Origin of the sequence: Kitasatospora sp. NBC_01250, assembly GCF_036226465.1 — a bacterium.
In the GTDB taxonomy this organism is placed as follows: domain Bacteria; phylum Actinomycetota; class Actinomycetes; order Streptomycetales; family Streptomycetaceae; genus Kitasatospora.
This window is the reverse complement of record NZ_CP108476.1, coordinates 7,661,494-7,681,803: the sequence shown is the minus strand read 5'-3', so window position 1 is coordinate 7,681,803 and position 20,310 is coordinate 7,661,494. Positions and strand designations below refer to the sequence as shown.

Genomic DNA, 20,310 nt, shown 5'->3' with positions numbered 1-20,310 from the left:
GGTAAGGGAGTTGGTGGTGCGCCGGGGGTCTGTGGGGCGGCCGGGGCCTGTCCTACGGAAGGCAGGCCCTAGGCCGGCGGGGGCGGGAAGAAGCCCGAGGTGACGAAGTAGTCGGCGTAGGCGCGCAGCAGCGCGTCGTCCAGCCGGGGGAAGGCCAGCTCCGAACCGGCCAGCCCCGCCTGCGTGTTGGTCGCATCCAGGCGTACCTGGCCGAGTCGGCCCAGTGCGGGCAGGGTGTCGGCGAGCAGCACCGCGCCGTCCAGCGTGCCGGTCCCGGTGCGGGCGTCCGCCTCCGCGCGCTCGTGCAGGGTGCGCACCCAGGCGTCGGCCGCCATCGGCTCCAGCCGGTAGCCGTAGCGCCGCAGCCGGTCCAGGACCTCGGCCACCGGCAGCGGCTCGGGGCAGACCAGGTGGTGCGCCAGGCCGGTGGCGGCGGGGCGGCGGGAGAGCCGCACGATGGCGGCCGCGGTCCAGTCCACCGGCACCAGGTCGACCACCGGCGGCGCGTCCTGGCCGGCGGCGGGCAGCGGGGCGGCGCCGATCACCAGCATGGCGCGCACCAATTGCCAGAACACGTCCCGGTGCGAGCCCGCGCCGCTGACCGTGTGGCCGCTCACCCGACCACACCGGTAGACGCTGACCGGCAGGCCGCGCTCGCCGGCCGCCCAGACCAGCTCCTCGGCCACCCACTTGCTCTCCGGGTAGCCGCCCGCCATCACCTGGTGCGGGCCGAGCCGGCCCGACTCGGGCACGGTGGCGCGCCGCTCGTCCGCGGCCACGGCCACCGCGGCCGTGGAGATGTGGTGCACGGGCACCGGCTCGCCCAGCGCCGCCAGCCGCAGCGCTTCCTGAGTACCCGTCACATTGGCCTCGCGCAACCGGCGGTAGGGGTCGACCGCGCTGACCCGGGCGCCGTTGTGGTACACCGCGTCGACCAGGCGGGCCAGTTGCTCGAACCGCTCACGTCCGAGGCCGAGCAGCGGCTGCGTTAGATCACCGGGGACGGGCACGATCCGGCGACGGGAGAACTCGTTCCACAGCCCGTACTCGGTCAGGTTGCGCCGGATCCGCCGCAGGGCCGCCGCCTCGTCCTCGGCACGCACCAGGCAGTGGATGTCGGCGCCGGTGCGGTCGAGCAGTTCGCGCAGCAGGAAGGCGCCGAGGAAGCCGGTCGCGCCGGTCAGCAGCAGGTTCTCCCGCCCGCCGGCCGGCCGCCGGGCGGGCCCGTGCCGGCGCCCCTCGGCTGCGGCTGCGGCTGCGGCCGGGGGGCGCACGGTGATCGCGGGGTCGAGCACGGCGTCCGCGGCCAGCTGCGCCGGCGTCGGGCCGCCGGCGGGGCCGTCCTCGGCGGTACCGTCCACCGCCGCGAGCAGCGCGGCCACCGACTGCCGCTCGAAGAGCGTGCGCACCGCGAGCTCCACGCCCAGCCGGCGGCGGATCCCGCTGATCACCCGGGGCACCAGCAGCGAGTGCCCGCCCAGGGCGAAGAAGCTGTCGTCGATGGTGACCCGCGGCACCCCCAGCACCTCGGCGAACAGCTCGCACAGGATCCGCTCGCGCGGGTTGCGCGGCTCCCGGCCGGCCGAGAGCGCCGCGAAGTCGGGCACCGGCAGCGCGGCCCGGTCGACCTTGCCGGTGGCCGCCAGGGGCAGCGCGTCCAGCACCAGCACCACGGCCGGCACCAGGTAGTCGGGCAGCAGACCGGCCAGGTGGGCACGCAGCTCGCGGCCGTCCGGCGGCGCGGCGCCGTCCGACGGCGCCGTGTCGGCCAGCACCGCGTACGCCGTCAGGAAGGTGCCGCCGCGCTGGTCCGCGCGCGGCACCACCACCGCCTGCGCGACGCCCGGGTGGGTGCCCAGGGCGGCGGCCACCTCGCCGGGCTCGATCCGGAAGCCGCGGATCTTCACCTGCCCGTCGGCGCGGCCGACGAACTCGAGCTCGCCGCCCTCGTTCCAGCGCACCAGGTCGCCGGTGCGGTACATCCGGCTGCCCGGCGCGCCGAACGGATCGGCGACGAAGCGGTCGGCGGTCAGCGCGGGCCGGTGCAGGTAGCCGCGCGCCACCCCGGCCCCGGAGACGTGCAGCTCCCCCACCACACCGGGCGGCACCAGGGTCAGGTCCCGGTCCAGCACGTAGACCCGGGCGTTGACGGTGGCCCGGCCGATCGGCGGGGTGGCACCGCCCTCGAGCGGGGCGCTGAGCGTGGCGCACACGGTGGTCTCGGTGGGGCCGTAGCCGTTGAGGAACCGGCGCCCGGCCGACCAGCGGCGCACCGTCTCGCCCGAGGAGGCCTCACCGGAGACGATCATCGAGGTCAGCGAGGGCAGCTGCGCCGGTTCCAGCACGCTGAGCGCGGCCGGCGGCAGGGTCGCGTGGCTGATCCGGTGCCGCTCCACCAGCGCGGTCAGCGCCGGCCCGGGCGCCGCGACGTCGGCCGGCGCCATCACCAGCGTCGCCCCGGTCAGCAGCGCGCCGCACAGCTCCCAGACCGCGCCGTCGAAGCTGTGCGAGGCGAACTGCAGGATCCGGCTGGCGGTGGTCACCCCGAAGCGCCGCACCTGGGCCTCGGCCACCCCGGCGATCCCCGAGTGGGTCACCACCACGCCCTTGGGGCGGCCGGTGGAGCCCGAGGTGTAGACGACGTAGGCCGGGTGCCCGCAGCTCAGCGGCCGGATGCGGTCGGCGTCGGTGATCCGGGTCAGCGGCCGCTCGGCCACCGCCCGCCGGGTCCCGGGCGCGTCCAGCACCAGGCGCGGCACCCGCGCCAGGGCGGGCAGCGGCAGTTCGGTGGCCGAGTCGGTGAGCAGCACCGCGGGCCGGGCGTCCTCGGCCATGAAGGCCAGCCGCGCGGCCGGGTAGCCGGCGTCCAGCGGCAGGTAGGCACCGCCGGCCTTGAGCACCGCGAGGGTCGCCACCACCGCGTCGATGGTGCGCGGCAGCGCGATGCCCACGAACCGCTCCGGGCCCACCCCGTGGGCGATCAGGTGCCGGGCCAGCCGGTTGGAGCGCAGATCCAGCTCGCGGAAGCTGAGCGTGCGCACCTCGCCGGTGCCGTCGTCGTGGACCAGGGCGGTGGCCCGCGGGGTGCGCCGCACCTGCGCCTCGAACAGCTCGGGCAGGGTGCGCGGCGGCACGTCGTGGCTGCGGTCCCCGCTGTGCGCCAGCAGCTGCTCGCGTTCGGCGGGCAGCACCACGTCCAGGGTGCCCAGGCGGCGGGTGGGGTCGGCGGTGACCTCGGTCAGCAGCCGGGTGAAGCGGCGCAGCAGCAGCTCGATGCCGGCCCGCTCGAAGAGATCGGTGCTGAATTCCGCCACCCCGGTCATGCCCTGCGGCTGCCGGTCCTCCCCGTGCCGCTCCTGCAGGCTGATCGACAGGTCGAACCGGCAGGCCCCGGTGCCCGCCTCGCGCGGCGTCACGCCGAGCCCCGGCAGCCGCGGTGCGCCCTGCGGGGCGTTCTGCAGGGCCAGCAGCACCTGGAAGAGCGGGTGGTGGGCCAGGCCGCGGCTCGGGGCGAGGGTGTCCACCAGGCGCTCGAACGGCACGTCCTGGTGGGCGTAGGCGGCCAGGTCGCCCTCCCGGACCCGGGCCAGCAGGTCGCGGAAGGCGGGGTTGCCGCCGGTGTCGGTGCGCAGCACCAGCGTGTTGACGAAGAACCCGACGAGCGCGTCGAGCGCGTGGTCGGTGCGCCCGGCGACGGGGGTGCCGATCGCGATGTCGGTGCCCGCGCCGAGCTTGGTGAGCAGCGCCGCCAGCGCGGCGTGCAGCACCATGAACGGGCTGGCGCCGGCTGCTTCGGCCAGCTCGGTGATCCGCCGGTGCAGCTCGGCGTCGAGGGTGAACTGCACGGTGTCGCCCTGCTGGCTCGCCACCGGCGGCCGGGGCCGGTCGGCGGGCAGCTCGATGCACTCCGGCAGCTGGGCCAGGGCACCGCTCCAGTAGGCGAGCTGACGGCTCATCAGACTCTGTTCGTCGCCCTCCTCGCCCAGCAGCCGCTGCTGCCACAGGGTGTAGTCGGCGTACTGCACGGGCAGCGGCTCGGCGTCCGGCGCCCGGCCCGCGCGGCGCGCGGTGTAGGCGGCGGCCAGGTCGCGCCAGAGCGGCGCCAACGACCAGCCGTCGCAGGCGATGTGGTGGATCACCAGGACCAGCACGTGCCGGTCGGGCGCGGTGCGCAGCAGGCCGGCCCGCACCGGCAGCCGGCCCGCCAGGTCGAAGGGCTCCCGGACCACCGCGTCCACCGCCGCGTCCAGCTCGCCGGGCGCGACATCGGTGGTCGCCAGCCGGAGCCGGGCGGCGGCGCCCTCCAGCACCAGCTGGCGCGGCACCCCGGCGACGGCGGGGAAGACGGTGCGCAGGCTCTCGTGGCGGGTCAGCAGGTCGGCCAGCGCCGCGGCCAGCGCCGGCTCGTCCAGCTCGCCGTCCAGGTCGAGCACCAGCGGCACGTGGTAGGCGGCACCCTGGCCGTGCAACTGGTCGAGGAACCAGAGCCGGCGCTGGGCGTAGGAGAGCGGGACGGTCCCGGGCCGCGGCGCGGCGGTCAGCGCCGGCCGCTCGCCGGCCGAGGCCAGCTGCACCGCCTCGGCCAGGCCGGCCACGGTGGGGGTCTCGAAGACCGTGCGCACCGGCACCTCCAGGCCCAGCACCGAGCGCAGCCGGGCACTGAGCCGGGTGGCGGAGAGCGAGTGGCCGCCGAGCGCGAAGAAGCTGTCGTCGATGGTGACCCGGGAGACGCCCAGGATGTCGGCGAACAGCTCGCAGAGCAGCCGCTCCATCGGGTCGCGCGGCGCCCGCCCGCCGGGGGTGGATCCGGTGTCCGGCTCGGGCAGCCGGTGGCGGTCCACCTTGCCGTTGGGTGTCAGCGGCAGCGCCTCCAGCACCACGGTGGCCGCGGGCAGCAGGTAGGCGGGCAGCCGGTCGCGCAGGTAGGCGCGGATCGAGGAGAGCAGCGCGCCGGTGTCCCGGGCTGCTGCGGGGGCGTTGACCAGCGCGGTCAGCGGCACCCCGGCGGGCGGCGGCACCTGCGGGCCCGGTTCGCCCGGGCGGCGCGCGGTGAGCGTCACGTCCAGCGTGTGGGCGGCGGTGGCCGACCAGCTCACCGAGGCACGCAGGCCCAGGCGCTCGGCCACCTCGTGGAACTCCTCCAGGTCGGCGCTCTCGGCGTCGTCCGCGGCGCCCAGCAGCGGCAGCCGGTCGCCGGGGCGGGCCGCCTCCAGGGCCGCGAGGGCCCGGGCGACGGGCGCAAGCCTCGCGTCCGGCACCCCGGTCACCCGCAGCTCGCTGCCGCGCACGGTGGCCAACCGGGCGGCTTCGATGATGTCCTGACCCCACGTCAGTTCAACGGTCGGCGGCGCCGGTTCGACCGGTGCCGCGGCGGCCTTGCGCAGCACCGCGTCATAGCGGTAGCGGGTCAGCTCGTTGACGTACCGGCCGCGCTTGACCCGCACCTCGCTGCCCGCCACCTCGGGCAGGGTGCGCGCGAGTTCGGCGAAGAACGCCGGGTCGACCAGCAGCTCCTTCTCCCGCACCACGGCCTGCTCGACGGCGGCGCCAAGGGCCTCGGGGTCCTCGGGCAGCGGGTCCCGGCGCAGCCGCACGTCGGTGTGGAAGGCGCGCAACAGGCGCAACTGCCGTACGTCACCGACGAAGACGGCGCCGCCGGGGGCGAGCAGCGCCACCGCCTTGGTCAGCACCTCGGCGAGGTAGCGGCCGTCGGGGAAGTACTGGCTGACCGAGTTGATCACGACCGTGTCGAAGAAGCCGGCCGGCAGGCCCTCGGTGTCGTCGGCGGCCCGGGCCCGCAGCTCGACCCGCCCGGCCAGCGCCGGATCCGCCGCGACCAGCGAACCGAGCGCCCGGACCACCTGTCCGGACAGGTCGGTGCCCCAGTAGGACTCGCAGTGCGGGGCCAGCCGGGCGAGCAGCAGCCCGGTGCCCACGCCGATCTCCAGCACCCGGCGCGGCTGGAGCTCGCGGATCCGGGCCACCGTGGCGTCCCGCCATTCGCGCATCTGCTCGGCCGGGATCGGCAGGCCGTCGTAGCTGCTGTTCCAGCCGGAGAAGTCCTCGCCGAGGCGCGCCTCGGCGGCGCGCCGGTAGAGCGCGTCGTAGATCTCGCGCCACTCGGCCACCGAGTCCGCGCCGCCGTCCGGGTCCGCCCGGCCGGCCCCGGGCCCGCTCCGCTCGGCCGGCACCACATAGCCGACCAGCCGCTTCTGGCCGGCCGCGTCCGGGCGGACCACCACCGCGGCCTGGGCCACCTCGGGGTGCCCGCCGAGCACCGCCGCCACCTCGCCGGGCTCCACCCGGAAGCCGCGGATCTTCACCTGGTCGTCGCCGCGGCCGACGAACTCCAGCCTGCCCTGGACGTCCTGGCGCACCAGGTCGCCGGTGCGGAAGAGCCGCGCGCCGGGGCCGCCCTGCGGATCGGCGACGAAGCGCTCGGCGCTCAGGCCGGGGCTGCACCAGTAGCCGCGGGCCAACCCGGTGCCGCCCAAGTAGAGTTCGCCCACCTCACCGGGTGCGACCGGGCGCAGCCGTGGGTCCAGGACCAGGGTGCGCATGCCGGCCATCGCGGCGCCGATCGGTGTCACGGCGCCGAGCCCGGCGGCCCCGGTCACCCGGTGGCAGGTGGCGAAGGTGGTCGTCTCGGTGGGCCCGTAGCCGTTGACCACGGCGAGGCCGGGGCAGGCGGCCAGCACCCGGCGCACCGCGGCTGCCGGAACGGCGTCGCCGCCGGTCCACACCTCGCGCGCGCCGCGGAAGCACCCGGGGTCCTCCTCCGCCAGCACGGCGAAGAGCCCGGCCGTCACCCAGAGCGCGGTGACGCCCGCCGTGCCGACGGCGTCCGCGACCGCCCGCGCGTCCAGGGCGCCGGGCGGTGCGACCACCACCGTGCCGCCGGAGAGCAGCGGCACCCACAGCTCGTAGGTCGAGGCGTCGAAGGCGTGCGGCGAGTGCAGCAGGACGCGCTGCTGCGCGCCGCCGTGGAAGGCCGGGTCCTGGGCCAGCGCGACCACGTTGCGGTGGCTGACCGCGACGCCCTTGGGGGCGCCGGTGGAGCCGGAGGTGAACATCAGGTAGGCCAACTGGTCCGGCTCGACCGGCCCGAGGGCGGGGGCCGGCTCCCCCGGACCGCCCGCGGCGGGCGCCGCCGCGGCCACGGGGAGGACCCGCAGCCCCTCGCCGATCCGCGGCGGTGCGCTCCGGTCGGCGGTCAGCAGCAGCCGGGCGCCGCTCCGCGCCAGCATGCCGTCCAGCCGGGCGGCGGGCTGGCCGGGGTCCAGCGGCAGATAGCAGCCACCGGAGGCGGCGACCGCGAGCAGTGCCACCACGAGTTCGGCCGACCGGTCGGCCAGGACCGCGACGGGCTCCTCCGGCCCCACCCCCTCGGCCACCAGCCGCTGGGCCAACAGCCGGACACGGGCATTGAGCTGACGGTACGTCAACACCGTGTCGCCGCTGACCACCGCGGTCGCGGCGGGGGTGCGCTCGACCTGCCGGGCGAAGGCCGCCGGCAGTGAAAGGGACTGACAGGAGGGGCGCTGGACGGACACGTGTCACGAACTCCTCTGCGCGGGACCCCGGAACGCGACAACGGCGTCCGGTTCGAAGGCACACGGAAGGGCACCAGGCAGCCTGGTGCGGGCACTGTTCGACGTCGTGTAGCGATCATGCCAAACTCCGCCACGATGCGGAACGACATGTTCATGTTTTCGGCTCTTCTTGCGCACAGTCCGCCAACCGCACGTCACCGCGGGCAAACCCCGGGCGCATATGGCCGCGGCACGTCCGGCCAGGCAATCTCCACCGCACCCGGCGACCGCCGCCCGCCCCCGGAACGCGTAGCCGACCGGCTACGCATGGTCAGTCATATTGGCCGGAACAGATGCCCGTTCACGATCCGGAGCAGACAAGCTTGGGCAAAACGCGGACCCGAACCGCCACCCGATGAGACGATCGCGCTCGCTCCGGCCCGGCGCGCCACTCCCGTCCCGGCTCGTCCCAGGTCCGCCGGCACGCCCCGCAAGCACCGGACAGCACACACGCCTCGTTCACCCCACCCGCATCTCAGGCACGCCCCGGCCACCCCGGGGAGACAGGGAGACCCGATGGACGCCCACGCAACCGCCGCCGCCGGCCCGGAGGCCGGCTTCAGCCCGGACACCGGCGTCATCGCCGAGATGGTCGGACGCCCGCTGCGCTTCGACTCCACCCGCTACCTGCCGACGGACAGCTACGCCGAGGTCGCCACCGACCGCGTCTGGCGCGCCCACCAGAGCCTGGGGCTCACCGGCGAGACCCGCGCCTCGATCCTGGCCCTGCTCCAGGAGCTGACCGAGCCCTGGGGCCGGCTGCCGGTCGGCACACCCCCCGAGCGCGCCTGCTGGGTGGCCATCGACGGCATGCCCTTCGAGCCCTCGGTCGCCTGGGTGAACGGCACCGCCGGCGTGCGGCTCTCGCTGGAGCCCCCGGGCGACGGCACCGCGGTCTCCCGGATGCGCGCGGCGATGGCCCTGACCCGCCGGCTGGCCGGCCGGCCCGGCGTCTTCGTCGACCGCCTGCTGGAGATCGAGGACCTCTTCGTCGAGGACGATCCGCAGGGCTTCTTCACCATGGCCCACGCGGTCGCCTGGCGCCCCGGGGCCCACCCCGAGTACAAGATCTTCCTCAATCCTGCGGTGGCCGGCCGGGAGCAGTCCGCCGACCGCACCGAGCAGGCCATGCTCCGCCTCGGCCTGGAGCGCCCCTGGCGCGCCCTGGTCGAGCACCTCGGCGGCGCCTTCACCCCCGCCCACGAGCCCGTCGCCATCGCCGTGGACCTGGTCGGCGGGGACGACTTCCGGGCCCAGCTGTACCTGGCGCACTCCGGGGTGAGCGCCGCCGAGATCGACGCCAAGTCCGCCGTCGCCCACGACCACGTCCCCGGCCTGTTCGCCCGCGCGCTGCAGCAGATCAACGGCCCGCACGACGCGACCGCCTGGCAGCGCAAGCCCCCGGTCACCACCTTCACCCTGGACACCCGCCACGACCGGCCGAGCGCCACCCTCTACGTCCCGCTGATCCCGGTGCACGACAGCGACGCGGCGGCCCGCGACCGGGTGGCGGCCTTCCTGCGCGCCGAGGGCGCGCCGTCGGCCGACCCCTATGTCGCCCTGCTCGACGACCTCGCCGACCGCCCGCTGTCCCGCTCGCTCACCCAGAACTTCATGTCCTACCGGGGCGGCGACGCCGCACGGTTCTCCATCTACCTGGCCCCCGGCACCTACCGGGCGGCCGACGGACTCGGCTGACCCGGCGGCCCACCGCCGGCCGGCAGCCGGCAGTCGGCGGCCTCACCTCAGAGCAGCCCCCGGCGCATCGCGTACGCCAGTGCGTGCGTGCGGTTGCGCAGGTTCAGCCGGCTGGTGAGCCGGTGCAGGACGTTCTTCACCCAGCGCTCGGAGTACCCGAGCCTGGCGCCTATCTCCGCGGTGTCGCAGCCCTCGGCCACCAGTCGCAGGACCGCGATCTCCCGCTCCTCGAGCGGCTGCCCGCGCCTCGGCGCGCTCTCCGCGTTCTCCGCGCCCTGCTGCACCCTGCCGATCCGGTCGAGCAGTTGGTTCAGCAGGCCGGGCGGCAGCGAGCTGCTGCCGCTGTGCGCCCCGTGCACGGCGCGCAGCAGCCGCGCCGGGGTCACCTCGTGCCGCAGCAGGAGGTGCGAGATCCCGCTGGCCGCCACGTCGATCAGCTCGTCCTCGCGCAGCCGCTCGACGATCAGCACCAGCCGGATCCGCGGGTCGAGCACCAGTTCGCGGGCCTCGCGCAGCAGGTCGCGGCTGACCGCGTCGGCCAGCTGGACCACCGTGCAGCGCTGGTCGGCCGGCCGGTCCGCCACCAGGGTCACCCCCGGCACGGCCCGCAGATAACTGTCCAGTCCGGCACGGGAGATCGGATCGGGTGCCTTGGTCAGAACCGCTACGGCGGACACCGGCCACCTGCCTTCCTGGAGTCCTCGTCCAGCTCGGAGCGCACGGCTGGTTCAGCACGTACCACCCTTACTACGGGCCGACGGCCGACTCTGGTTGCCCATCCGCCACACCCGTCCCGGACTCCCGCCCGGCAACCCGGGCCGACGCCGGCTCAGGAGGCCCTGCGGTCGCCCTCCGCCCTGCGGTCGACCTCGGCCCTGCGGTCGCCCCCCGACCGGCGCTCGTTCCCCGACCGGCTCCCCGGCACCCCCGTCGGTGCGGACAGCGGCAACGACGCGGGCGGCGGCAGCGGGGCGGGCAGCGGCAGCGGCGCGGGCAGCGGCGCCGGTACCGGGGTGAGCTGGACCCGCGGAGTGTGCCCCGCGACCCAGACCGTGGGCCCGCTCGGCGGTGCCGCCCGATGGGCGGCGATGATCCAGCGGGTCAGGGCCTGGACGAAGTCCGGCCCCAGCGCCGCCGCGTCGTGCAGGCGCTCCAGGTCGCCCGCCCCGAACGGGACCCCGGCCTGCGAGATCGCGGTGAGGAGCGGGTGGAGCAGGGCCCAGGTGGTCCGGGTGGCCGGCAGCCGACCGGTATGTTCGCAGTCGTTCACGCCCACCCCAACCCCGCGCGGGCGCCCCGGGTCACGCCCGCCGCGCCGGAGTCAGCCCTTGGTGGGACCGACGTTCGGCGGATCCCCCCGGTCCGGTCAGCCGACCCGCGCCGCGACGAGCCGCGCGCACTCCAGCGACTCGCGCCGGGTGCTGTCCACCTCCAGGTCGTAGCGCACCCCCCGGTGCACCAGCTCCGCCTGCGCCCGGGCCATCCCCACCGTCCGGTCGCCGCGCGCCAGCTCGCGCCCCGCCGCCACCGCGCTCTCGCACCGCACCCCGACCCAGAGCACCTCGAGCCCCTGGAGCGCCCGCAGCCACCGCTGCTGGGACTGCGCGCCGCCGAGGAACACCTCGTCCACGATCACCCGGGCACCCGCGCGCGCCATCGCGGCGACCCCCTCGATCCACGCGGCCTCCAACTCCCGGAACACCGCGCCGACCTGCACCTCGCCGTCCGGGGCGAACTCGATCCCGGCCTGCGAGGAGCGCATGGCCGCGGGCAGCGAGTCGACGAAGGTGTCGACTCCGAGGGCCAGCCACGGATCCGGCAGCACCGCCTGCAGGCACCGGACGATGCCGGACTTGCCCGAGCTGGAGCCGCCGTTGAGGATGATCACGTCCGTCTTCACCGCGTCACCGTAGCGGAACCACCCCAGGGTGGAGAACGGAATAAACCCGCATCTCCACCCTGAGGATCAGGTGACGGACCGTCAACTCTCCTACCGTCGCGCCCATGACCTCTCCGTACCGTCCAGCGCGACCGCACTCCGCCCACCGGGCCGGCCGCGTGCCGGCCGGCGGCGCACTGCTGGCCGCCGCCCTGCTGCTCGGCGCCGCACTCGCCGAGCCCGCCGCCGCCACCGCCGGTCAGCCCGCCAGCGGGCTCAGCCGGTCCGCGCTCGACTGGGGCGCCTGCCCCGCGCCGACCCCGAACGCCAACGGCAGCTACTACCCGCGCGACCCCCGCGAGCAGTGCGCCACCCTGCGGGTCCCCCGCGACTACCGGCAGCCCGGCGCCGGCAGCATCACCCTGACCGTCTCCCGGATCCGCACCGCCGATCCCGCCCACCGGCTCGGCGACCTGGTCGTGGTGCCGGGCGGGCCCGGCGGCTCGGGCCTGGACTACCCCAGCCAGCTGCTCGGCATCCTGCCCGCCGCCGTGCCGGCCTCCTACGACCTGATCGGCTTCGACGAGCGCGGCGTGGGCAACAGCACCCCGGTCGCCTGCGGCCTGAGCGCCGCCGACCGGGCCGCCGAGCTCAACTACCCCTACCCGGCGCCCGACGGCGACATCTCCGGCAACCTGGCCTTCGCCAAGCGGGTCGCGGACACCTGCGCGGCAACCGCCGGCGACTACCTCGGCGACATCAGCACCGCCGACTCCGCCCGCGACCTGGACCGGATCCGCACCGCCCTGGGCGTGCCGAAGATCTCCTACCTGGGCAGCTCCTACGGCACCTACCTGGGCCAGATCTACGCCACGATGTTCGCCCCGCACACCGACAAGGTGGTGCTGGACAGCACGGTCGCCCCCGGCGGCGTGGAGCAGGGCATGAGCCTGTACGGGCTGGGCACCGAGCAGGCGTTCCCGGCGCTGGCGGCCTACCTGGCCCAGCAGGACGCCACCCTGCACCTGGGCGCCACCCAGGCGGCAGTCCGCGCCGGCTACTTCCGGCTGGCCGCCAAGCTGGACCGCACGCCGCTGCGGCTGGGCGACGGGCGGGTGCTGGACGGCAACGGGTTCCGGGCGCTGACCTTCTCGGTGCTGACCAACGCCGCCTACTACCCGCTGGCCGCCCGCGCCTGGCAGGCCGCCGACACCGGGGTGCTGCCGCCGCCCGGTCCGGGTGGCGGCAGCACGCTGCCGACGGTGATCCCGGACAACTTCGTCGCCGCCCAGGATGCCGTGATCTGCAACGACACGCCCTGGCCGCGCGATCCGGGCTACTACGCCGCCCGGACGGCCGCCGACCGGATCCGCTACCCGCTCAGCAACGGCATGCCGGGCAACGTCTGGCCGTGCGCCTACTGGCACTACGGCCCCACCGAACCGCCGGTGCGGGCCGACCCGATCGGGCCGCGCAACATCCTGATGCTGCAGAACCTCAAGGACCCGGACACCGCCTACGCCGGGGCCCGCCAGACGCTGAGCGCCTTCGGCCACCGGGCCGCCATGGTCACCCTGGAGGCCACCGGCCACGGCGTGGACTTCGCCGACCCGAAGGTGGCCGGTCCGTTCACCGCCTTCCTGCTCACCGGCCGGCTACCCACCGGTAACCGATCCTCGTGCACCGGCCCGCCCAGCCGCTACAGTGCGAGGACGAGGCGCCCGCGCGGCGCGCCACAGGCGGGAGTTCGACAGCAATGACCGGTGAACAGCACACGGGCTTCTTCGCCTCCGTCGAGGAGGTGTCGGCGCGGTTGGCCGAGGTGGGCTACCTGGCCTCCACAGCCGTCGCCACCACGGTCTTCCTCGCCGACCGGCTGGGCAAGCCGCTGCTGGTGGAGGGCCCGGCCGGGGTGGGCAAGACCGAACTGGCCAAGGCGGTGGCCGCCGTGGCCGGCGCCCGGCTGGTGCGGCTGCAGTGCTACGAGGGCGTGGACGAGTCCCGCGCGCTCTACGAGTGGAACCACGCCAAGCAGCTGCTGCGGATCACGGCCGGGCGCGAGGAGAGCTGGCAGGAGGCCAAGGCCGACATCTTCTCCGAGGAGTTCCTGCTGCCGCGCCCGCTGCTCACCGCGATCCGCGGCAGCGAGCCCACCGTGCTGCTCGTCGACGAGACCGACAAGGCCGACGTCGAGGTGGAGGGCCTGCTCCTGGAGGTGCTGAGCGACTTCCAGGTGACCGTCCCGGAGCTGGGCACCATCACGGCCGAGCGCCGCCCGTTCGTGGTGCTCACCTCCAACGCGACCCGCGAGCTCTCCGAGGCGCTGCGCCGCCGCTGCCTCTTCCTGCACCTCGACTTCCCGGACGAGGAGCTGGAGTGCCGGATCGTCAGGTCCCGGGTGCCGCAGCTGGACCAGGCGCTGGCCGAGTCGGTGGTCAAGGTGATCGGTGCGCTGCGGGCGATGGAGCTGCGCAAGGCGCCCTCGGTCGCCGAGACCATCGACTGGGCCCGGACCCTGCTGGCGCTGGGCGCCGACTCGCTGGACGACGCGGTGGTCCGCGACAGCCTGGGCGTGGTCCTCAAGCACCAGGAGGACCTGCGCCGGGCGGTCGAGAAGCTGACCCTGGCCTCGGCGTGACCGGGGCTGCGCAGCGCGCGCTGCCCGAGCGGCTGACCGGCTTCGTGCACGCGCTGCGCGGACACCACGTGCGGGTCGGACCCGGCGAGACGGTCGACGCCGCCGCGGTGCTGGCGGTGCTCGGGCTGGCCGACCGGGAGCGGCTGCGCGAGGGACTGGCGGCGGCACTGCTGCGCGGGCAGGGCCAGCGCCCGGTCTTCGACGCCACCTTCGACCTGTACTTCCCCCGCTCGGTCGGTGATCCGAGCACCGCCCGGCCGGCCGCGGCCGGCGCCGCCACCTCCGTCGAGGAGCTGCGGGAGCGGCTGGCCGAGGCGCTGGCCGCGGGCGACTCGGCGGCGATGGCGCGGCTGGCCGGCCTCGCGGTGCAGGCGCTGGGCCGGTTCGGCAGCGCACCGGGCGCGGGAGCCGGGGCTACGCCCAGTGCCACCCCCGGCTCGGGCGGCTGGTCGGCCCACCAGACGCTGGAGCGGCTGCGCCCGCAGATCCTGCTGGCCCGGGTGCTCGCCGCGCTGCGCGCCGGCCGCCCCGGCGCGCCCGCCGACGCACCCGACGCGCTCACCGACCGGATCGAGCCGGACGAGATCCGCCGCCGGATCGAGGCGTTCCGCGGCCTGGTGGCCACCGAGGCCCGCCGCCGCACCGCCGAGGAGCAGGGCACCGCGGAGATCGCCCGCCGGGCAGTTGCGCCCAGCGTCGACCAGATCGACTTCCTGTTCGCCGGGCGCGACCAACTGGCCGAGCTGCGCCGCTCGGTGCGCCCGCTCGCCCGCAAGCTCGCCACCCACCTGGCCGCCCGGCGCCGCCGCGCCGCCCGGGGCCGGATCGACCTGCGCCGCACCGTGCGCCGCTCGCTGGGCACCGGCGGCGTACCGCTGCGGCCCGCCTACCGGCAGCGCCGGCCGCAGCGTCCCGACCTGCTGCTGCTCTGCGACGTGTCCAGCTCGGTGGCCGGGTTCTCCGACTTCACCATGCTGCTGGTCCAGGCGCTGCGCGAGGAGTTCAGCCGGGTACGGGTGTTCGCCTTCGTCAACCGGGTGGACGAGGTGACCCAGCTGGTCACCACCGGGACCGCGGACCCGGGCGGGCTGGCCCGGCGGATCACGACCGAGGCCGCGGTGATCGGCCACCACCCCTACAGCGACTACGGTTCGGCGCTCGGCGAGTTCGCCGACCGCTACCAGGAGGCGGTGACCCCGCGCACCTCGGTGCTGATCCTGGGCGACGCCCGCAACAACCGCCGCGACCCCAACCTGCCCGCCCTCGCCCAGCTCGCCGGGCGGGCCCGCCGGGTGCACTGGCTCAACCCCGAACAGCCCGCCCTGTGGTCCACCGGCGACTCCGCGGCCCTCGACTACGCGGGCCTGGTGGCCATGCACCCCTGCCGGAACGCCCGCCAGCTGGGCGAGTTGATCACCCGTCTGCTGCCGGTCTGACCGGTCGGCCCGCCAGCTCCGCCGCGAAGGCCCGGAACCGCCGGCAGGGCGCCGTGGCCGGGCGGTCCTCGCGCCAGGCCAGCCCGATGCCGCGCCGGGCGTCCCGGTCGGCGAGCGGCACCACCCGCACCCCGGGCTGCGGCGCCGCGCGGCCGTCCCCGGCGGGCAGCACGGCCACCCCGAGCCCGGCGCCGACCATGCCGCGGATGGTGGCCACCTCACCGGCCTCCAGCACCACCGAGGGCGTCACGCCCGCCTCGTGGAAGATCCGGCAGGTGATCTGCCGCAGCCCGGCCTCGTCGCGCATGATGATGAACCGCTCGTCGTTCAGGTCGGTCAGCCGCACCGCGTCGCGGTCGGCCAGCCGGTGCCCCTCGGGCACCGAGAGCGCCAGCCGCTCCTCGCGCAGCGGCAGCCAGCCCCAGCCCGCGCCGGCGGGCCGCGGCGCGGTGACGGCCAGCTCCGCCGAGCCGTCCTGGACGAGTTCGAGCACCCCCGCCGCCGACTCCTGGTGCAGCGCGAACCCGGTGCCCGGCGACTCGCGCTGGTAGGCGCCGAGCAGTTCGGGCACCAGCCAGCCGCCGAGCGAGTGCACGAAGGCCAGCCGCAGCGTGTCCTCGGCCGGGCGCAGCAGCGCGGCGATCCGGTCCTCGGCCGCCTCCAGCTCCGCCAGCGCCCGCCGGGCGTGGCGCCGGTAGACCTTGCCGCAGTCGTTGAGCCGCAGCCGGTGCCGGTCACGGTCGAACAGCGGGGTGCCGAGCCCGCGTTCCAGCCGGGCGATCGCCCGCGACAGCGTCGGCTGCGAGGTGCCGACGAGCGCGGCGGCGTCGGTGACGTGCTCGGTCTCCGCGACGGCCAGGAACCAGCGCAGCTCTTCGATGGTCATCCCGGCATTATGCACACCGGGAATGATCCGCAGGTCAGGACGGTATTTCCGTTCGCCGCCCGCCCGGGGAAAGCTGACGGACAACACCGAGACCGACCGCTTCGGAGGGATCCGCCATGTCCGACCAGCCCACCACCCCCATGAGCGACGAGGCCAAGTTCCGCCTGGTCGAGGACTTCCGCCTCAGCCTGCAGACCGGCGACTGGGCGCGGCTGCGCTCGCTGCTGACCGAGGACGCCAGCTGGACGCTGCCCGGCGACAACACGATCTCCGGAACCGCCGAGGGCGTCGACGCCGTGGTCGAGCGGGTCCGGCTGATCGCGAGCTACGGGGTGAACTTCGAGTTCCTGCGCCCGTTGTACAGCCGCGACAACGTGGCGCTGTCGCTGCACAACACCGCCGAGCGGGACGGCCGGGTGCTGGACGAGTACCTGTCCACCGTCTGCTTCCTGCACGAGGGCCGGATCCGCTCGATCGAGACCTACCTCTCCGACGTGCCCGGGATGAACGCCTTCTTCGTCTGAAGAAGCGCCGAGTGGCCGATCAACCGCCAGGCGTGCAGGGGCAGGGCCAGGACGGCGGCGAGCAGGCCGCCGATCGCCCGCGCCTGCGGTGGTGCCCCGGGCGCGGCCGGGGCGAGGTCGGAGGCGGGCGGTGCGACGGCGGCGTGCGGAGCCGGCACGGGTGGTTCCGCCGCCTGCTGCCGCATCTCGATGCGCTGCCAGGCGCACCGCCAGCGGGCGAGCTCCTCGGCGGACGCGCCGAAGGCGGTGACCAGCGTCGACACCCGTTGCAGCGGCGGCAGGCGGTCCCGACGAGGGCTCAGGTCACCCGAGATCGTGCTCCGCGGAACGCCGGTGCGGCGCTCCAGCTCGCGCAGCGACGGGTTGCCCGACCACGCCTTGAGCGCCCGGAGCCGGCGGACCAGCTCCTGCGGGGTGGCGGCGTCGCCCGGATCGGGCCTCGCCGCCAGCGCCCGTTGCGGTGACCGGCTCGGATCCCCGTTCATGTTCCGCCCAGTCATGTACCCAGTCATGTATCCCCCCTTGGGCCCCGGCTCGATCGGTCGAGCACGGCGCATGTGGCCGGGACCAGTCTCTTCACTGCCGACTTTCCACTCCATGGCGTTTTCCTGGCGTTAGCATGATGCTTTGTTCTCGGGCGCCCGTCAGGGCCGCAGAGTCGGGGGGCCGCTGACGGTGGAACGGGGTCCGGGGCGCTGGGCCGTTCCCGCCGTCGTCGTTCCCGCAGGGTGCTCACCCTTCGGAGGCGATCGATCATGCTGGGGGATTTCGGAACGCTCCTGCGGCAGTACCGGCTGACGGCCGGGTGGACGCAGGAGGAGCTCGCGGAACGCTCGGGGGTCTCGACGCATGCGATCAGCGTGCTGGAGTCCGGGCGGCGGCGGCCGCGGCTGTCGTCGGTGGCCCGGCTGGCCACGGCCCTGGGCGTGGACTCCGCGAGCCGTGACCAGTTGCTCGCCGCGGCGCGCGGGGAGCCGGAGCCGCGGACCGGCCTGGCACCGGTCGAACACGTGGTGCCCCGTCTGCTGCCCTACGCCGTACCGGACTTCACCGGACGGCACAGCGAGGTGGAACGGCTGCTGGCGCTGGCCGGCGGCCCGGACGGCAGCCAGGGCCGTCCGCTGGTGATCTCGGCCATCGACGGCATGGCCGGTGTCGGCAAGACCGCCCTGGCCGTTCACACCGGGCACAGTCTCACCGGCCGCTATCCCGACGGTCAGCTCTTCGTGGACCTGCACGGTTTCACTCCGGGCCGGCGGCCGCTCGACCCGGGTGCGGCGCTGGAGAGCCTGCTCTGCGCGGTGGGTGTCAGCCGGACCGCACTGCCCTCGCGCACCGAGGAGCGCGCCCAGCTGTGGCGCAGCCGGGCCGCGGGCCGGCGGTACCTGATCGTGCTGGACAACGCCGTCGACGCCGAGCAGGTCCGCCCGCTGATCCCCGGCAGCCCGCGCTGCCTCACGCTGGTGACGTCCCGGCGGCGGATGCTCGCGCTGGACGGGGCGGTCAGCGTGCCGCTGGACGTGCTGAGCCATGACGAGGCCGTGGAGCTGTTCGCCCGGGTCGCCGGCCCGGAGCGGGTCGCGGGCCACGCCGCCACGGTGGAGGAGATCGTCGCGCTGTGCGGCAGGCTGCCGCTGGCGCTGCGGATCGCCGGCGCGAGGCTGGCCCACCATCCCACCTGGACACCCGTCCAGGTGCTGGAGCGGATCCGGCGCCCGCAGAAGTTATTGACCGAACTCTCCGACCGGGACCGGAGCGTCGCGGCCGCCTTCGTGGACTCCTACCACGCCCTCACCCCCGCCCAGCGGCGCGCGTTCCGGCTGGCCGCGCTCCACCCCGGCGAGGACTTCGCGCCGCCCGCCCTCGCCGCGCTGCTCGACGCACCGCCGGCCGAGACCGAGGAACTCCTGGAGTCGCTGCACGACCACCACCTGCTGATCGAGCACACGGCCCTCCGGTACACCTTCCACGACCTGCTGCGCACCTTCGCCGACGAGCTGCTCGCCCGCGAGGAACCCGAACCCGTCCGCCGCGCCGCGCTCGTCCGGCTCTTCGACCACTACCGTCACACCGCCGCCGCTGCGATGGACCAGCTGGCCCCGCTGGAACGCCACCACCGGCCGCAGGCTCCCGCGCCTGGAGGCACACCGGTGGTGTTCGCCGACCAGGCGGACGCGACCGACTGGCTGGCGCGGGAACAGGCCAACCTGCTGGTCCTCTCCCACCACGCCACCGACGCCGCGCTGCCCCGCTACGCGGCGGACCTGCCGGCCATCCTGTGGCGCCACCTCAAACGCCACATGCCGGCCCAGGAGGCGCTGGTGCTGGGTACCCGTGCCCTGCGAGCCACCCGGCAGCTGGGCGATCCGGCCGGTGAGGCCGCCGCGCTGCGGCACCTGGGGCTGGTCCAGTACCAGCTCGGCGACTTCCCGCAGGCACTCGACCTGCTCCATCAGGCCCTGACGATCCAGCGCGCGATCGGCAACCGCGCCGGTGAGGCCCACGTGCTGGCCAACCTGGGCCTCACCCAGACCCGGATGGGACGCCTGGAGGAGGCGCTCGACCACCTGCAGCAGGCGCTGCAGCTCAGCCGGGACCTTCCCGAGCCGGCCGTCGAGTCGATCGCCCTGACCAACCTGGGGCCCACGCTGACCAGGCTCGGACGGCTGCCGGAGGCCCTGGAGTACCACCGGGCGGCGCTGAAGTTCCACCGGCGCGGCGGCAACCGTCTCGGCCAGGCCATCGTGCTCAACCAGTTCGGCGAGTACCAGCAGCGGCTGCACCACCATCCACAGGCGCTCGACCTGTACCAGGAGGCGCTGGACCTGCACCGCGACCTCGGCGACACCTTCGGCCAGGCCGAGTCGCACACCCTGCTCGGCGACGCCCTGCTGGCCATGGACGCTCCGGCGAGCGCCCTCCAGCACTACCGGGCCGCGATCGACTTCCTCCCGCACACCGGCGAGCGGTACAACCTCGGGCGCATCCACGTCGGGCTGGCGCGCACGCACCAGCGTCTGGGAGACCTCGGCACCGCTCGGGCGCACGCCGAACAGGCCGTCGAGATCCACAGCTCGCTGAACATCCCCGAGGCGGACGAGGCCCGGGCCCTGCTCGACTCGCTCACCCAGGGACCGGCACCTCGTCCCGGAGCGTTCGGTGTCGGTTGACCCGGGCCGCCCACCGTGGCAGGTCAGTTGACCGGGCCGCACACCTCCGCGCTGCGCGGCCCCCAGGTACACGCCTGCAGGCTCGTGCCCGGGCCGTCGTAGTACCACCCCGACTCGCGGGGGTCGGTGGTCGGGCCGTAGATCCACTGGCCGGTGCCCACGTTCTGGATGCCGAACTCACAGCCGGTGGGGGCGGCTGTCGGATCGATCGCCATGTGGTCGTGGCCGCCCTGGAGTTCGACCAGCTCCAGGGCGACGCAGCCGCCACTGCGGATCTGCCAACTGCCCTCGGCGGCCTGGGCCGAGGTCGCGCTGCCCACCCCGATCACGCCCATCGCCACCACGGCGAGCGCGGCGGCCGAGGCACGCTTCCTGGTCCTGGTGAATCGCATGGAACCCTCCGGTACGTCGATTCCGCCCCCGAGCCGGTGCCGGGGCACACCCCGAAGCTCAGCGCCCGGTGGAACGGAAATCAACCGGTCGAGCA

Annotated in this window: 12 protein-coding genes and 1 pseudogene; 6 read left to right on the top strand and 7 right to left on the bottom strand. The window is 75.2% G+C overall.

What is annotated here, in order from left to right:
* Positions 1-68: 68 nt before the first annotated feature.
* A pseudogene (locus OG500_RS32490) lies at positions 69-7,520 on the bottom strand (amino acid adenylation domain-containing protein); the annotation flags it as partial.
* Positions 7,521-8,108: 588 nt separating this feature from the next.
* On the opposite strand from OG500_RS32490, the gene OG500_RS32485 reads away from it, so the two are divergent.
* On the top strand, positions 8,109-9,290 hold the full coding sequence (locus OG500_RS32485) for a tryptophan dimethylallyltransferase family protein (protein WP_329585334.1): 1,182 nt from the start codon (positions 8,109-8,111) through the stop codon (positions 9,288-9,290).
* A gap of 47 nt (positions 9,291-9,337) precedes the next feature.
* Here the strand turns inward: OG500_RS32485 and OG500_RS32480 are convergent, their stop codons facing one another.
* The 3 genes from OG500_RS32480 to cpt form a co-directional block, all read right to left on the bottom strand.
* Entirely contained in the window at positions 9,338-9,967 is a 630-nt protein-coding gene (locus OG500_RS32480) for a helix-turn-helix transcriptional regulator (RefSeq protein WP_329585331.1), read from the bottom strand.
* 152 nt (positions 9,968-10,119) lie between these two features.
* Positions 10,120-10,560, bottom strand: a complete 441-nt coding sequence (locus OG500_RS32475) for a hypothetical protein (protein ID WP_329585328.1) — start codon at positions 10,558-10,560, stop codon at positions 10,120-10,122.
* 96 nt (positions 10,561-10,656) lie between these two features.
* On the bottom strand, positions 10,657-11,190 hold the full coding sequence (gene cpt / locus OG500_RS32470) for a chloramphenicol phosphotransferase CPT (protein WP_329585325.1): 534 nt from the start codon (positions 11,188-11,190) through the stop codon (positions 10,657-10,659).
* A 104-nt stretch (positions 11,191-11,294) separates the two neighbouring features.
* Here cpt and OG500_RS32465 point away from each other — a divergent pair, with 104 nt between their 5' ends.
* The 3 genes from OG500_RS32465 to OG500_RS32455 are packed head-to-tail and all read left to right on the top strand — an operon-like array spanning position 11,295 to position 15,243.
* Positions 11,295-12,929: an alpha/beta fold hydrolase gene (locus OG500_RS32465; protein WP_329585322.1), complete on the top strand. Its 1,635-nt coding sequence runs from the start codon at positions 11,295-11,297 to the stop codon at positions 12,927-12,929.
* Positions 12,926-13,807, top strand: coding sequence for an AAA family ATPase (locus OG500_RS32460; RefSeq protein ID WP_329585320.1), 882 nt, complete (start codon positions 12,926-12,928; stop codon positions 13,805-13,807). The genes OG500_RS32465 and OG500_RS32460 overlap by 4 nt, the downstream gene beginning before the upstream one ends.
* A complete protein-coding gene (locus OG500_RS32455) occupies positions 13,804-15,243 on the top strand; it encodes a vWA domain-containing protein (protein ID WP_327070402.1) in 1,440 nt (479 codons plus the stop codon). Before OG500_RS32460 ends, OG500_RS32455 begins: the two co-directional genes overlap by 4 nt.
* Here OG500_RS32455 and OG500_RS32450 read toward each other — a convergent pair.
* Entirely contained in the window at positions 15,221-16,129 is a 909-nt protein-coding gene (locus tag OG500_RS32450) for a LysR family transcriptional regulator (protein ID WP_329585317.1), read from the bottom strand. The genes OG500_RS32455 and OG500_RS32450 overlap by 23 nt on opposite strands.
* A gap of 116 nt (positions 16,130-16,245) precedes the next feature.
* On the opposite strand from OG500_RS32450, the gene OG500_RS32445 reads away from it, so the two are divergent.
* Positions 16,246-16,653 carry a nuclear transport factor 2 family protein gene (locus tag OG500_RS32445; RefSeq protein ID WP_327070400.1) on the top strand — a complete coding sequence of 136 codons (408 nt, stop codon included), beginning with the start codon at positions 16,246-16,248 and terminating at the stop codon, positions 16,651-16,653.
* Here the strand turns inward: OG500_RS32445 and OG500_RS32440 are convergent.
* Positions 16,611-17,153 carry a helix-turn-helix domain-containing protein gene (locus OG500_RS32440; RefSeq protein ID WP_329585314.1) on the bottom strand — a complete coding sequence of 181 codons (543 nt, stop codon included), beginning with the start codon at positions 17,151-17,153 and terminating at the stop codon, positions 16,611-16,613. The genes OG500_RS32445 and OG500_RS32440 overlap by 43 nt on opposite strands.
* Before the next feature lie 255 nt (positions 17,154-17,408).
* Here OG500_RS32440 and OG500_RS32435 point away from each other — a divergent pair, with 255 nt between their 5' ends.
* Positions 17,409-19,823 (top strand): ATP-binding protein, encoded by a 2,415-nt coding sequence (locus OG500_RS32435; RefSeq protein WP_329585311.1) that lies wholly within the window; start codon positions 17,409-17,411, stop codon positions 19,821-19,823.
* A gap of 23 nt (positions 19,824-19,846) precedes the next feature.
* Here OG500_RS32435 and OG500_RS32430 read toward each other — a convergent pair whose 3' ends face one another.
* Positions 19,847-20,215: a hypothetical protein gene (locus OG500_RS32430; protein ID WP_327070397.1), complete on the bottom strand. Its 369-nt coding sequence runs from the start codon at positions 20,213-20,215 to the stop codon at positions 19,847-19,849.
* Between the last annotated feature and the right edge of the window lie 95 nt (positions 20,216-20,310).